This is a genomic window from Pseudomonas benzenivorans (genome assembly GCF_033547155.1).
GTDB lineage: Bacteria > Pseudomonadota > Gammaproteobacteria > Pseudomonadales > Pseudomonadaceae > Aquipseudomonas > Aquipseudomonas benzenivorans_B.
Genome location: NZ_CP137892.1, coordinates 2194944 through 2208243 on the forward strand (window position 1 = coordinate 2194944; position 13300 = coordinate 2208243).

The 13300-nt window shown below is 66.6% G+C and carries 13 protein-coding genes; 3 read left to right on the top strand and 10 right to left on the bottom strand.

Annotated elements, in window-relative coordinates; all coding sequences use genetic code 11:
- Positions 1-15: 15 nt before the first annotated feature.
- Both SBP02_RS10005 and SBP02_RS10010 read right to left on the bottom strand, forming a co-directional pair.
- A complete protein-coding gene (locus tag SBP02_RS10005) occupies positions 16-2283 on the bottom strand; it encodes an ATP-dependent DNA helicase (protein ID WP_318646238.1) in 2268 nt (755 codons plus the stop codon).
- Entirely contained in the window at positions 2280-3920 is a 1641-nt protein-coding gene (locus tag SBP02_RS10010; protein ID WP_318646239.1) for a VRR-NUC domain-containing protein, read from the bottom strand. Before SBP02_RS10010 ends, SBP02_RS10005 begins: the two co-directional genes overlap by 4 nt.
- 139 nt (positions 3921-4059) lie before the next feature.
- On the opposite strand from SBP02_RS10010, the gene SBP02_RS10015 reads away from it, so the two are divergent.
- Entirely contained in the window at positions 4060-4488 is a 429-nt protein-coding gene (locus SBP02_RS10015) for a group II truncated hemoglobin (RefSeq protein ID WP_318646240.1), read from the top strand.
- On the opposite strand, the gene SBP02_RS10020 is transcribed toward SBP02_RS10015, so the two are convergent.
- Positions 4476-4754, bottom strand: a complete 279-nt coding sequence (locus SBP02_RS10020) for a peptidylprolyl isomerase (protein ID WP_318646241.1) — start codon at positions 4752-4754, stop codon at positions 4476-4478. The two genes, SBP02_RS10015 and SBP02_RS10020, sit on opposite strands and share 13 nt — an antisense overlap.
- Before the next feature lie 148 nt (positions 4755-4902).
- Between SBP02_RS10020 and SBP02_RS10025 the strand changes: the two genes are divergently transcribed.
- Complete coding sequence (locus SBP02_RS10025) at positions 4903-6114, top strand: PilT/PilU family type 4a pilus ATPase (protein ID WP_318646242.1); 1212 nt, start codon at positions 4903-4905, stop codon at positions 6112-6114.
- A 151-nt stretch (positions 6115-6265) separates the two neighbouring features.
- Positions 6266-6868 carry a DJ-1/PfpI family protein gene (locus SBP02_RS10030; RefSeq protein WP_318646243.1) on the top strand — a complete coding sequence of 201 codons (603 nt, stop codon included), beginning with the start codon at positions 6266-6268 and terminating at the stop codon, positions 6866-6868.
- Positions 6869-6923: 55 nt separating this feature from the next.
- Here SBP02_RS10030 and SBP02_RS10035 read toward each other — a convergent pair whose 3' ends face one another.
- The 7 genes from SBP02_RS10035 to SBP02_RS10065 all read right to left on the bottom strand — a co-directional run bounded on the left by SBP02_RS10035 (position 6924) and on the right by SBP02_RS10065 (position 13156).
- Positions 6924-7238, bottom strand: a complete 315-nt coding sequence (locus tag SBP02_RS10035; RefSeq protein ID WP_318646244.1) for a cupin domain-containing protein — start codon at positions 7236-7238, stop codon at positions 6924-6926.
- A 66-nt stretch (positions 7239-7304) separates the two neighbouring features.
- Positions 7305-7943, bottom strand: coding sequence for a glutathione S-transferase (locus tag SBP02_RS10040; RefSeq protein WP_318646245.1), 639 nt, complete (start codon positions 7941-7943; stop codon positions 7305-7307).
- Positions 7944-8147: 204 nt separating this feature from the next.
- Positions 8148-8459 carry a chorismate mutase gene (locus SBP02_RS10045; protein WP_318646246.1) on the bottom strand — a complete coding sequence of 104 codons (312 nt, stop codon included), beginning with the start codon at positions 8457-8459 and terminating at the stop codon, positions 8148-8150.
- Positions 8460-8499: 40 nt separating this feature from the next.
- Complete coding sequence (locus tag SBP02_RS10050) at positions 8500-8994, bottom strand: DUF3291 domain-containing protein (protein ID WP_318646247.1); 495 nt, start codon at positions 8992-8994, stop codon at positions 8500-8502.
- 49 nt (positions 8995-9043) lie between these two features.
- Entirely contained in the window at positions 9044-9895 is an 852-nt protein-coding gene (locus SBP02_RS10055; protein ID WP_318646248.1) for a GNAT family N-acetyltransferase, read from the bottom strand.
- A 180-nt stretch (positions 9896-10075) separates the two neighbouring features.
- The gene (locus tag SBP02_RS10060; protein ID WP_318646249.1) at positions 10076-12031 is read right to left on the bottom strand and encodes an acetoacetate--CoA ligase; all 1956 of its coding nucleotides are present in this window, start codon (positions 12029-12031) and stop codon (positions 10076-10078) included.
- Between the two features lie 222 nt (positions 12032-12253).
- Positions 12254-13156 carry a hydroxymethylglutaryl-CoA lyase gene (locus SBP02_RS10065; protein WP_318646250.1) on the bottom strand — a complete coding sequence of 301 codons (903 nt, stop codon included), beginning with the start codon at positions 13154-13156 and terminating at the stop codon, positions 12254-12256.
- Positions 13157-13300: the final 144 nt, after the last annotated feature.

Consider the following 13300-nt stretch of genomic DNA (forward strand, 5'->3'; position numbering starts at 1 on the left):
GCGGCTGCGGCCGAATCACAGCCTGACGGTGGTGAGTTGCCACCAGTCCGGCAGCAGTCGACGGGTCTGTGGCTGGGCGAAGCGGTCGTCCAGCAGGTACACCACGCCCTCGTCCTCGGTGGTGCGAATCACCCGGCCGGCGGCCTGCACCACCTTCTGCAGCCCCGGGTAGAGGTAGGCGTAGTCGTAGCCGTTGCCGAACATCTGTTCCATGCGCGCCTTGATCTCTTCGTTGATCTCGTTGACCTGCGGCAGGCCCAGGGTGGCGATGAAGGCGCCGATCAGGCGCTTGCCCGGCAGGTCGATGCCCTCGCCGAAGGCGCCGCCCAGCACGGCGAAGCCGATCCCCCGGGAGTGCTCGGTGAAACGATCGAGAAAGGCCTGGCGATTGAGTTCGTTCATGCTGCGCGACTGCTGGAGGGTCGGCACCTCGGGATGCAGGCTCCTGAACAGGTCCAGCACCTGCTGCAGGTAGGCATAGCTGCTGAAGAAGGCCAGGTAGTTGCCCGGTTTGGCGCGGTACTGCTCGGCCATGATGCGGCAGATGGGGGCGAGGCTGGATTCGCGGTGCGGGTAGCGGGTCGACAGGTTGCGCACGATGCGCACGTCCAGCTGCTCGGCGGAAAAGGGCGAGGCCACGTTCAGCCACTGGGTCTCTTCGGGCAGACCGAGCAGGTCGCGGTAGTAGTCGGCGGGCTGCAGGGTGGCGGAGAACAGGGTGGTGCTATGGGCGGTGGCGAAGCGCTCGGCGAGGAACACCGCGGGGACCACGTTGCGCAGGCACAGGTCGGCGCTGGGGAAGGTGCCCTGGGCATCGTTGCGGGTGATGTCGAACAGCGAGTGGGGCCCGTAGGCCTCGGCCAGGCGGCAGAACAGCGAGGCGTCCAGGTAGAACTGCAGCAGCGAGCGCTCGTTGTTGCTGGGCTGATCGGTCAGGTGGTCCTTGATCGCGCCCACCGCCTTGTTCAGCGCCGCGACGAACAGGTCGGGCAGGGCGGGGTAGATCTGGTAGGGCAGCGCTTGATCCTGATGCAGCCGGTGCCAGTGCCGGGCGACGCGCTCCAGGGCGCCCTTCAGGCGGGCGGGGGCGGCGGTGCACAGGGCGTGGAAGTCGTCCTGGATCAGCTCGGCGGTGTACATGCCGCGGCCGCGCTCGACCAGGTTATGGGCCTCGTCGACCAGCAGGGTGATGCGCCAGTCGTACTGCAGGGTCAGGCCGTAGAGCAGGGCGCCGAGGTCGAAGTAGTAGTTGTAATCGCAGACCACCACGTCGGCCCAGTGGCACAGTTCCTGGCTCAGGTAGTAGGGGCAGATCTGATGGGCCAGGGCCACCTGGCGCACGTCCTGCTGGGTCAGCCAGCGGCGCTCGACGGCGGCCTGGCGGGCGGCGGCCAGGCGATCGTAGAAGCCCTTGGCCAGCGGGCAGGACTCGCCATGGCAGGACTTGTCCGGGTGTTCGCAGGCCTTGTCCCGGGCCACGTGCTCGAGCACCCGCAGCGGCATCTGCTCCTCCTGCCTGCGCAAGCTGGCCAGGGCGTCCAGGGCCAGGCGCCGGCCCGGGGTCTTGGCCGTGAGAAAGAACAGGCGGTCGAGCTTCTGCGCGGGAAAGGCCTTGAGCTGGGGGAACAGGGTGCCGAGCGTCTTGCCGATGCCGGTGGTGGCCTGGGCCAGCAGGGTGTGGCCGTCCCGAGCCGAACGGAAGACGCTCTCGGCCAGTTGGCGCTGGCCATGACGGAACGCGGGGTAGGGAAAACGCAGGCGTTCCAGGCTGTGGTCGCGCTCGCGGCGGTGCAGGCCCTCCTGCTCGGCCCAGGCGATGAAGCGGCGGCACTGCAGGTCGAAGAAGGCCCTCAGCTCGGCGGCGCCGAAGTGCTCGCTAAAGACCGTTTCCTGCTGGGTCACGACATTGAAATACACCACCGCCAGCTCGACTGCATCGAGCTCGTAGTTCAGGCACAGCAGCCAGCCGTAGACCTTGACCTGGGCCCAGTGCAGCAGGCGATGGTTCTGCGGAATGCGCGTCACGTCGCCGCGGTGGGTCTTGATCTCTTCCAGCAGGTTGGCCTCGGGGTCGTAGCCGTCGGCCCGGCCGCTGACCAGCAGGCCGGGGAAGGCGCCGGCCAGGGGCAGTTCGGCCCTATAGTCCGGGCCACGGCGGCTGACCACGGTCTGGTGCCCGGCCATGCCCTCCTGGGCCGAGGGCGAAGGGGTGAAACGCAGGTCCAGGTCGCCTTCCTTGGCGGTGAACTCGCAGAGGGTGCGTACCGCCACCGCATAGCTCATGGCCGGGTCCACTGCACGTAGCAGACCTCGACCGGCAGGCCCTGCTCGGCGCAGAAGGTGAGCCAGCGCTTCTGGTTGTCCTGCAGACGATCGCCGGGGCCCTTCACCTCGATCATGCGGTAGCGCTGTTCGCCCGGGTAGAACTGGATCAGGTCGGGCATGCCGGCGCGGTTGGCCCTGATATCGCGCAGCAGGCGCTGGCAGCAGAGCTTCAGGTGCGCAGCCGGGATGCAGGCCAGCGCCTGTTCCAGCAGTTCCTCGCCGAGCAGGCCCCAGTATACGAAGGGCGACTGGGTGCCGAACTTGGCCCGGTACAGGGCGCGGATGTGCTGCCGGTACTCGTCCGACTCCAGGCGCGCCAGGCAGCGGGCGAACAGCGCCTCGCGCCGGGCGTGAAAGTCCGGGCTGAGCAGGTCCGCCGGGCCGCCCTGGAACGGGTGGAAGAAGGCCCCGGGCAGGGGGGCGAAGATGGCTTCCCAGCACAGCAGGCCGAACAGGCTGCAGATCAGGCCGTTCTCCACGTAATACACGGGGGCATCGTCGTGATGCAGGTGCTCGCGTACCGCATATTCGACGCCGCCGGCTTCGGGCCGATCCAGGCAGAGCTCGAGGCGTGTCTCCGCTACTGCGGCTCGGCGCTTGGCCGCCGGCAGTCCCAGCTTGCGTTGCAGGCGCGGCAAGGCCCGTTGCACCTGCTGGGCCTCCTGCTCGTGGCGTGGCGCGGCGCCGACCTGCAGGGCCAGGTCACGGGCCTCGGCATGGCGCTCGAGTTTTTCCAGCACGCGGATCTGGCGCCAGCGGGCCTCGCCGTAGTCCGAGCGCCGATAGAGGTCCAGGGCCTGCTCCAGCTCGGCCTGCCGCTCCTGGTGCTGGGCGATCCGGTACAACAGCTTGGCGTGGCGCGACTGCAGGTAGGGGTTGGCCGAGGCGAAGGTTTCCAGGTCCGCCAGCAGGGCGTCGATAGCCTCCCCGGCCTCGAAACGCAGGCGCAGTTCGCGCAGAAACAGGTAATGCTCCAGGTCTTCACGGCAGCGGAATGCCCGCGAGTCCGGGGTGATGGCCACGGCTTCGTAGCGCAACACGCCCAGGTCGGCGAGGACGAACTCCGACCAGTCTTGGCTCAGGTTGCCGAAGAACAGCAGGCGCAGGCGCTGGCACAGATCGCTTATCGTCAGGCTGTACAGGCTGTCTGCGAGAGTTGGGCACCAACGTGCGAAGGGCTGCGGCTGGAGATTCGCCGCCAGCAGCTGATCGTGCAGCTGGCCCTTGTTCTGCGAGGCGCGCCGCTCGGCCAGCGGCAGGTGGGCGAGCGCCTCGTCCTTACGCAGCAAGGCGACGACCTCGGCGGCGGCCAGCGGCGCATCGTCGTTCAGCCAGCCAAGGGCCATCAGCCGCGCCGCCGGGGCCCGAATAGCGCCGATCTCGGCATAGCTCAGCTTGCTGGCGCGAAAGTGCGGCCCCTTGCGCATGAGCAGGCGCACCAGCAGGGCCTGGGCGGCCAGCTCCAGTTCGGCGAACTGGGCGATAAAGGCCTGCTCCGCGTCGCTCAGCAGGTCGCGATAGCGTTCGCCTATCCAGGCGAGGGCCGACTGGAAGTTGCTCAGGTAGTAGAAGTCGGCGGGGAGGGCGGTTGGCATGGGCTGCTTGGCTGGATTTATGTCCAGTATTCTGCTTGTGCCCGTGCCTCGATTCAACCGCCGGGCTCGCCCATCCGTCTAGCCGCCGGCATATTCCTGGGCTGAGGGTACAATGACGCTTTTGAGCGGGGGATGACCTGTGAGCAGTACGGCTCGATTCGGCGTAGGCGATGCTTCTTACCAGGCCGCAGGGGGGATAGAAGGGCTGCGCCGCCTGGTTGACGACTTCTACCGGATCATGGACGAGTCGGCCGTGGCGGTGGATATCCGCCGTATGCACCCGCAGAGTCTGGAGCAGGCCCGGGACAAGCTGGCCTGCTTTCTCAGCGGCTGGCTCGGCGGCCCGCGGCTGTATCAGGAGAAGTACGGCGCCATCGCGATTCCCGCCTTCCATGCGCAGTGGTCGATCGATGAGGCCCATGCCGAGGCTTGGCTCGGTTGCATGGCGCAGGCCATCGCCCGGCAGCGCTACTCCCCGGCCTTCGCCGAGTACCTGCTGACCCAGCTGCGGGTGCCGGCGCAGCGCATCGTCCAGGCCAGCGGCAATCGTCAGGCTCAGTCGCGGTAGAACACCTGCACCAGGTGATAGCCGAACTGACTCTTCACCGGGCCGTGTACCTCGCGCAGCGCCTTCTTGAAGATGATCTGGTCGATCACCCGCACCATCTGCCCCGGACGCACCTCGCCGAGGTCGCCGCCGCGCTTGCCCGATGGGCAGGTGGAGTATTTGCGCGCCAGCACATCGAAGGCCTCGCCGGCGGCGAGGCGCTTTTTCAGCGCGGCCGCCTCGGCTTCGGTCTTGACCAGGATGTGGCGGGCCATTGCCTTTGCCATGACGGGTTCCTCATTTCCTCGGGGCGCCTATTGTGCCAGCTCTCGCCGCGCCAGCAGAATGGCGTCAACCGCAAGACATTTGTGTCGCCGGGAATCTCGGCCGATTCTGGCCTAACGTATTGATTCCACCCAACGGAAGCCTCCGCCCATGGACCTTCATTCGCTGCTGAAAATCCTGGCCAGCCAGGACGGTTCCGATCTCTACCTGTCCACCGGTGCGCCACCCTGTGCGAAGTTCAACGGCGTGCTCAAGGCCCTCGGTCAGGAGCCGTTGAAGTCCGGCGATGTGGCGCAGGTGGCCGAGTCGATCATGGACAGCGCGCAGCGCGAGGAATTCGAGCGCGAACTGGAGATGAACCTGGCGATTTCCCTGGCCGGGATCGGCCGCTTCCGCATCAATATCTTCAAGCAGCGCAACGAAGTCTCGATCGTCGCGCGCAACATCAAGATGGAGATCCCCAAGTTCGAGGACCTCAAGCTGCCCGAGGTGTTGCTCAAGACCGTGATGGAGAAGCGCGGCCTGGTACTGTTCGTCGGCGGCACCGGTTCGGGCAAGTCCACCTCCCTGGCGGCGTTGATCGACTACCGCAACCGCAACAGCGGCGGTCATATCATCACCATCGAGGACCCGGTGGAGTACGTGCACCGGCACAAGAAGTCGATCATCAACCAGCGCGAGGTCGGGGTCGACACCCGCAGCTTCCACGCCGCGCTGAAGAACACCCTGCGCCAGGCGCCGGACGTGATCCTGATCGGCGAGATCCGCGACCGCGAGACCATGGAGCACGCCCTGGCCTTCGCCGACACCGGCCACCTGGCCATCTCCACCCTGCATGCCAACAACGCCAACCAGGCGCTGGACCGCATCATCAACTTCTTCCCGGAAGAGCGCCGCCCGCAGCTGCTCAACGACCTGGGCAACAACCTCAAGGCCTTCGTCTCCCAGCGCCTGGTCAAGACCGCCGACGGCAAGCGCCGCGCCGCGGTGGAGGTGATGCTCGGCACGCCGACGGTGCGCGACCTGATCAAACGCAACGAGTTTTCCGAGCTCAAGGAGATCATGGAGAAGTCGAAGAACCTCGGCATGCAAACCTTCGACCAGGCGCTGATCGACCTGGTCCACGAGGGCGCCATCGACGAGGAAGAGGCGGTGAAGAACGCCGATTCGGCGAACAACGTGCGCCTCAAGCTCAAGCTGTACCGGGATAACCCGGTCACGCCGAGCCCGACCCCCGTGGCCGAGAAGGCCGCTGCGACGCCTGCCGCGGCGAGCGAGAAGGGCGACTGGGGGCTGGAGCTGAAACTGGAGGCGATCGAGGAAGATTCGCCGCCCGAGGACCCGGGGCGGACGGGGATCTAGGAGCAGAAGCCGGCTGAGCCGCCTCCGGGCGATCGCCCTGCGCAGCAGCTGTACCGGGAAAGTTCACCTTCACTGTGCATGATCTCTCATGCCGAGACGGCTTATGGTCCCGATCTAAGCCAGTGCCACTGGGTCGACCGGGAGAGTCGTGATGCAAATTGCCGTGCTGACATTCGAGGGATTCAACGAACTGGACTCCTTCGTCGTGGCTGGACTGCTCAACCGCCTGCGCGGCCAGGGCTGGCAGGCGCAGATCACCTGTCCAGATGCCCAGGTCGTCTCGATGAACGGGGTACAGGTGCAGGCCCAACAGCCCCTGGAGTTCGCCAACCAGGCCGATGTCGTGCTGTTCGGCAGTGGCATCCGGACCCGAGCGATTGCCGAAGACCCCGCCATCCTCGAGCGCCTGCGCCTCGACCCGCAACGCCAGTTGATCGGCGCCCAGTGTTCGGGAGCCTTGCTCATGGCCAAGCTGGGGCTGCTGGATGGCCTGCCGGCCTGCACGGACCTGACCAGCAAACCCTGGGTCGCGGAGGCGGGCGTGCAGGTACTGGATCAGCCCTTCCATGCCCGGGGCAACCTGGCCACCGCCGGTGGCTGCCTGTCGTCGCCTTACCTGGCCGCCTGGGTCATCGCCAAGCTGGCCGGGGAGGCAGCCTGCGCCGAGGCGCTGCACTACGTGGCGCCGGTGGGCGAGAAGCAGCCGTTCGTCGAGCGGGCGCTGGGCGTGATTCGCCCCTACCTGCCGGACTAGTCGACAGCGTGCCAGCGGGCCCCTGCGCGGCGCCGGCTTCACAGGGCCCGAGGAGTCAGACCGAGGGCCGGAACCAGAACTCGATCTCGTCGGTATCTTCGGCGAACTCGGCGGCATGTTCGGCGCCGGCCGGCACGTGATACCAATCGCCGACCCCGTAGGTGGTGGTCGAACCCTGCATCGTCAGGATCAGCGCGCCGCGGGTGATCACGCCATAGTTGTCGGTGTCATGAGCGTGGGCCGGGATGCGGGTGCCGGCGGGGTAGGAGGCGAAGAGCACATCGCTACCCTCGGCCGCGAGCTTGTAGGCATCGAAGCGGCCGTCGTACAGGGGCAGGGTCTTGATCTTGTCGGGGTACTGTCCAGCCATGCTGGGGCTCCTTGTGGGCTGTTGTCCTGGGTATAGAGGCTCGGGTGGGCCGATAGAACCTTGAGTCTATCCCTTGGCCTGATAGGTACCGGGGCCATGGGGGGCGGCGGCGAACGCCTCCAAGGTTTCGGCGGCATTTGAGAGTTGTTGCAGGGTTGGGAAGTCCGAGGCTCTGACAAGCTCAGGCAGCATCGCCTGAGTGAAGAACCAGGCGACCGCCGCGGTGACGCCAGCCTGATTGATGTTATGACGCTCGACCTCCAGCGGGGTGCGTTTCAGCTCTGTCTCCAAGGTTGCATAGGCCCACAGCAACTGATCGGTGATTCGGTCTATCCAGGGGGCGTGCTGTTTGTCCGCCGGACGCAGGTTGCGCTCGTAGACGACTTGCACGCTCTTCTCGCAGGCGGCAAGCGCCAAGCCCATGACCCGCAGGGTCTCGAGACGCTTGTCTGGAGCGCTGGGCATCAGCGAATTGCCCCCATCGGCCAGGCTTTCCGCGTAATCAAGGATGAGCGTGGAATCCATCAGTACGGAGCCGTCGGCGCAAACCAGCGAAGGCGCTTTCACCACCGGGTTGATCTGGCGAAATTGCTCGAAGTGGCGAAAGACCGAGACAGGTCGGTGTTCGAAGGGCAGCTTGAGCAGCTGCAATGAGACCGCGACACGGCGCACATAGGGCGAATCCAACATTCCTATCAGTTGCATACTCTCTCCTTGGCCCAGGGCCGGCTGAATCAGTTGTCGTTCATTACACTCGATAAGGTAAGGCTCAGTTTTACTGCTGCGCTGCTTGCTGTGGCACCAGATACGACTGGTTGAAACTAAAGGCTTTGACCGATGGGCCCTATGTATTGAGCGTCGCCAGGGCCTCTTCGATGCTGAGATGCCTTGTGGGCTGTTGCCTGGGGGTTATTGCGGTTCAGTCGGGCGCTGGGCCAGGGCCGCGTGCTCGGCGAGCTCGGCGCGGATAAAGGCGGCGATCATGCTCCGGTAGACCTGCTCGGTAACCTCCGGGTCGGCACCCAGCTCGCGTGACAGTTCGCGTACCTTGGCGATCACCTGCTCGACCCGTTGCGGTGCCCTGACCTCATCCGTGTCGCTCTTGAAGCGTGCGGCCTGGGCGACGAAGGCGCCGCGTTCGGCCAGCAGGGCAACCAGTTGGCGGTCGAGGCGGTCGATATGGGCCCGCACCTGGGTGAGGGATTGGCAGTCAACTTCCATGTCTTGCTTGTCTCCTGTCAGGGATATGGGGGATTACTGCTCAGGACTGCAATTGGTGCTTCGCCGTTGGCTTTCCGGGTTGTGCAAAGGGGGAGGCAAAGCTGAAGGCCGATGGCGAAGGGCCCTGCGCCCTGAGCGTCGCCAGGGCCTGCTTGGCCTCTTCGATGCTGGGGATATGTCCGCTCGGCACCCACCACAGTGCCAGGATGGGTTCGCTGGGTTTCTCGAACCACTGCTTCTTGTTTCTCAGCAGGTTCAGGTGGGCGCTGCCGTAGACGAAGTCCTGCAAGGCTTCGAGCGAGTCCCAGACCGACAGGTTGACGATGATCCGCTCGTCGGCGAAGACCCTGAGCGCCGTGGCGTCGCCTTCCTCGGTCTGCAGCCGCCAGACGAAGCCCGGGCTGGCTTCGGCCAGCCGATTAATGGGGTCGAGCTGCTCGACGAAGCCCTGCATGGTCGGCGAATCGAGCGGCGCCAGGGCTCTGGCGATATTGACCTGGGCCAGTTGGTAGGTGCGGGGCCGCGTTTCATCCATGATGCTGTTACTCCCGTTCTGTAGCCGGATACAGGCGTTTCCGTAGCCTCTATCCGAGTTCGAAGCTGGTGATGCCGAAAATGCGTTCGATGGGCATGGCCGGGGCGGCTCCCCGGTACATGCGGGCCGTCTCGAAGGATACCGTCATGCCGTGGCGCTGCGCCATGTCAACCGCCGCGGCATGGTTCGCCGGGACGTCCAGGAAGATATCCGCCCCCGCCGGCGCACAGGCCTTGAGCGCGCGAAACAGCCGCTCGGCCAGCGGCGCGCTGTCGGCGAACAACGGGCCGACCTTGTAGCCGGCCCGGCACCGGCGGAGCACGGCATAGCCGGCCAGTTGTCGGTCGTGCAGGATGCCGAGCGCCGTGCTCTCGGGCTGGGCGATCCAGCGCTGAAGGAAGGCGGCACGGCTCTCGGGGAAGAACGCCCGGTCGTAGGCGCACAGGTCGGCGAAGGGCAGGCCGGTCAGGGGCACGATATCGGCGTCGTTACACTGCTCATCGCCCGCGACGCCCTGGTAACGCACGTTGGCATGGGCCAGGGCGAAGCCCGACTTGCGGTAGTTGTCCTGCTGCGTGACCACGCCGTCCAGGCCGATGGTGCGGCCGGCGAGGTAGGCCAGGCCGGCATTCCAGATCTGCAGGCCATAGCCCTGGCCCCGATACTCTGGTTTGACGATGTAGAAACCGAGAAAACCGAAGCCGGCGCCGTACTTCACCACCGAGATGACGGCGATGGGCTCATCGCCGAGCAGGCCGATCAGAAAGCCATCGGGGTCGGCCGCGTAGTAGCTGTCGGCGTCGTGCAGGCCCGGATTCCAGCCTTCCGCCGCCGCCCAGTCGATGGCGATATCGAGTTCCGCGCGGCTCATGGTTCGGATGCGGTAGTCGGGTTCGTGCACGCTCTGCCTCCATTGTGCCTGGCTGAATCGAATGCGAGCGGGCGCTTGCCGTCACGCACGCTCATCAGCCGACGCTAGGCGATCCCGCCCGGCCTGTCCATCGCCTGAGCCGCCGTTGGCCGGTCTCCTGGCGAGCGCCCTGGGCCCGAACTTTCCGGGCCGCAGGGCGGACAGCGGCTGTCAGTCCTGCAGCTCGGGCAGGTCCCGGTACAGTTCCAGCGCCTGGGGGTTGGCCAGGGCGTCGGTGTTCTTCACCGGCTTGCCGTGCACCACGTTGCGCACGGCAAGCTCGACTATCTTGCCGCTGATGGTGCGCGGGATGTCGGCCACGGCGATGATCTTGGCCGGCACGTGGCGCGGGGTGGTGTTGGCGCGGATCACCTGGCGGATGCGCGCCTGCAGGTCGTCGGTCAGCGCGACGCCTTCGCGCAGGCGCACGAACAGCACCACGCGCACGTCGTCGTCCCACTCCTGGCCGATGGCGATGGATTCGAGCACCTCCTCGACCTTCTCCACCTGGCGGTAGATCTCGGCGGTGCCGATGCGCACCCCGCCCGGGTTGAGCACCGCGTCGGAGCGGCCGTGGATCACCAGGCCGCCGTGCTCGGTCTCCTCGGCGTAGTCGCCGTGGGCCCAGATGCCGGGGAAGGTATCGAAGTAGGCGGCCTGGAACTTGGCGCCGTCTTCGTCGTTCCAGAAGCCCACCGGCATGGAGGTGAAGTGGCGGGCGCAGACCAGCTCGCCTTTCTCGCCCAGCACCCGCTGGCCAGCGTCGTTCCATACCTGCACGTCCATGCCCAGGCCCTTGCATTGCAGCTCGCCGCGCCACACCGGCAGCACCGGGTTGCCGAGGGCGAAGCAGGAGACGATGTCGGTGCCGCCGGAGATAGACGACAGGCACAGGTCCGCCTTGATCTCGCGGTAGACGTACTCGAAGCTCTCGTGGGACAACGGCGAGCCGGTCGAGAGGATGGCCTTGAGCCGTTGCAGCCGGTGGCTGCTGCCCGGCCGGGCGCCGGCCTTCTCCAGGGCCGCGAGGTACTTGGCGCTGGTGCCGAAGATGCTGATGTCCTCGGCGTCGATCAGGTCGATCAGGCGGGAGGCTGCAGGGTGGAAGGGCGAGCCGTCGAACAGCACCAGGGTGGCGCCCAGGGCCAGGCCGGAAACCAGCCAGTTCCACATCATCCAGCCGCAGGTGGTGTAGTAGAACAGGCAGTCATCGTCGTGCAGGTCGGTGTGCAGGCCCAGCTCCTTGACGTGCTGCAGCAGCACGCCGCCGGTACCGTGGACGATGCACTTGGGCACGCCGGTGGTGCCGCTGGAGTAGAGGATGTACAGCGGGTGGTCGAAGGGCAGCGGGGTGAACTGCGGCTCGCCGCCGGCCTGATAGAAGGCGTCCCACAGCGCGACGGGGGCGTCGGTGGTGAAGTCCTCGGCCTTGGCCTGCGCCCGCGAGTAGGGCACGACGACCAGCTGTTGCAGCGACGGCAGGCGTTCGAGGATTTCGTTGAGCTTGCCGGTGAGGTCGAGGTTCTTGCCGGCATAACGGTAGCCGGCGGCGGCGATCAGCACCTTGGGCTCGATCTGGCCGAAGCGGTCGATCACCCCCTGGGTGCCGAAGTCGGGCGAGCAACTCGACCAGGTGGCGCCCAGGCTGGTGGCGGCGAGCATGCCGACCACCGTCTGCCAGGTGTTGGGCATGAAGGCCGCGACCCGGTCGCCGACGCCGACCCCGGCGGCCTCGAGGCTTCGCTGCAGGCCGGCGACATGGGCGGCCAGCTCGGCATAGCTCAGCTGTTCGCGGCTGCCGTCCTCGCCGATGGCGACCAGCGCCGGCTGGGCGTCGCGGCGACGCAGCAGGTGCTCGGCGAAGTTGAGCCTGGCGCCCGGGAACCAGTGGGCGCTGGGCATGGCCGGGCCTTCCTGCAGCACGGCTTGGGGCGCCTGGCTGAAGCGGATCTCGAAGAAGTCGACCACGGCCTGCCAGAAGGCTTCGCGCTGCGCCACGCTCCAGTCGTACAGCGCCGGGTAGTCGGCCAGTTCGAGGCCGTGGCGCTGGTTGACGAAGCGGCGGAAGGCATCCATCCGGGTGGCGGCGATACGCTCGGCCGAAGGGGCCCACAGGGGTTGTTGCATGGCGACTCCTCATCTTCATTCTTGTTGTGCCAGGCCATCGAACCTGACCGGTGGCACGCTAGCCTAGCGTTCGCCGCGGGCCTTGAACGCCAGCGACTCTTTTTACTCGGCTGCCGACCTGGCCGCCGTTGTAGAGCCTGTGCACCGGCCGGATCGCCTCTGCGCCGCGCCTGGCGCTGGCGCTTTACAGCCCGTAAAGCATGGCTGACGCCTCTGGCCCGATCAGGCGCCGGCCAGCCGGGCGCGGGCCACCCGCGAACCGTTTTCCTTGCCCAGCACGCTGCAGATGCGCTGGCCGGCGGCGATCAGCCGCTGCAGGTCGACGTCGGTGGCGATGCCCAGGCCGTCGAGTAGGTACAGCACGTCCTCGGTGGCGACATTGCCGGTGGCGCCCTTGGCGTAGGGGCAACCGCCCAGGCCGGCGACCGAACTGTCGAACACACTGACGCCTTCCAGCAGGCTGGCGTAGATGTTCGCCAGGGCCTGGCCGTAGGTATCGTGGAAGTGCCCGGCCAGCTTGTCGCGGGGAATGTCGCGGGCGACCACCTCGATCAGCCGGCGGGTATCGCCGGCGGTCCCGGTGCCTATGGTGTCGCCCAGGGACACCTCGTAGCAGCCCATGGCGAACAGGTCGCGGGCCACGCGGGCGACCTGTTCGGGGGCAATGAATCCGTCGTAGGGGCAACCGAGCACGCAGGAGACATAGCCGCGCACGCGGACGCCCTGCTGCCGGGCGGCATCGAGCAACGGCAGAAAGCGCTGCAGGCTCTCGCCGATGGAACAGTTGATATTCTTCTGCGAGAAGGCCTCGGAGGCTGCGGCGAATACCGCCACTTCCTTCACGCCCGCCTCGACGGCGGCCTCGAAGCCCTTCATGTTGGGCGTCAGCGCCGCATAGGTGACGTTCGGGCGCTGCTGGATGCCGGCGAACACCTCGGCGCTGCCGGCCATCTGCGGCACCCACTTGGGCGAGACGAAGCTGCCGACCTCGATATAGCTCAGGCCGGCTGCGGTCAGGTCGTCGACCAGGCGCACCTTGTCGGCCACGCTGATCGGTTGTTTCTCGTTCTGCAGGCCGTCGCGGGGGCCGACTTCGACCAGGCGGACGGAGGTAGGCAAGCTCATCGGGGTTCCTCGTTGCTATCAGGGTTTGCCCTAGGGTGCGCCGTGCGCACCGGCGGGGCAATGGTGCAGGCGTGGGGTGGATGGCCACCCCGCGGATAACCGCAAAGCGTTTTCCGCCGTCTCTCGTTATCGAGTCCCGGATGT

Excerpts from the sequence above, each read along its gene's own strand:
- SBP02_RS10005 (WP_318646238.1), bottom strand. The coding sequence starts at position 2,283 with ATGAGCTATGCGGTGGCGGTACGCACCCTCTGCGAGTTCACCGCCAAG.
- SBP02_RS10010 (WP_318646239.1), bottom strand. The coding sequence starts at position 3,920 with ATGCCAACCGCCCTCCCCGCCGACTTCTACTACCTGAGCAACTTCCAG.
- SBP02_RS10020 (WP_318646241.1), bottom strand. The coding sequence starts at position 4,754 with ATGGCAAAGGCAATGGCCCGCCACATCCTGGTCAAGACCGAAGCCGAG.
- SBP02_RS10025 (WP_318646242.1), top strand. The coding sequence starts at position 4,903 with ATGGACCTTCATTCGCTGCTGAAAATCCTGGCCAGCCAGGACGGTTCC.
- SBP02_RS10030 (WP_318646243.1), top strand. The coding sequence starts at position 6,266 with ATGCAAATTGCCGTGCTGACATTCGAGGGATTCAACGAACTGGACTCC.
- SBP02_RS10035 (WP_318646244.1), bottom strand. The coding sequence starts at position 7,238 with ATGGCTGGACAGTACCCCGACAAGATCAAGACCCTGCCCCTGTACGAC.
- SBP02_RS10040 (WP_318646245.1), bottom strand. The coding sequence starts at position 7,943 with ATGCAACTGATAGGAATGTTGGATTCGCCCTATGTGCGCCGTGTCGCG.
- SBP02_RS10045 (WP_318646246.1), bottom strand. The coding sequence starts at position 8,459 with ATGGAAGTTGACTGCCAATCCCTCACCCAGGTGCGGGCCCATATCGAC.
- SBP02_RS10050 (WP_318646247.1), bottom strand. The coding sequence starts at position 8,994 with ATGGATGAAACGCGGCCCCGCACCTACCAACTGGCCCAGGTCAATATC.
- SBP02_RS10060 (WP_318646249.1), bottom strand. The coding sequence starts at position 12,031 with ATGCAACAACCCCTGTGGGCCCCTTCGGCCGAGCGTATCGCCGCCACC.
- SBP02_RS10065 (WP_318646250.1), bottom strand. The coding sequence starts at position 13,156 with ATGAGCTTGCCTACCTCCGTCCGCCTGGTCGAAGTCGGCCCCCGCGAC.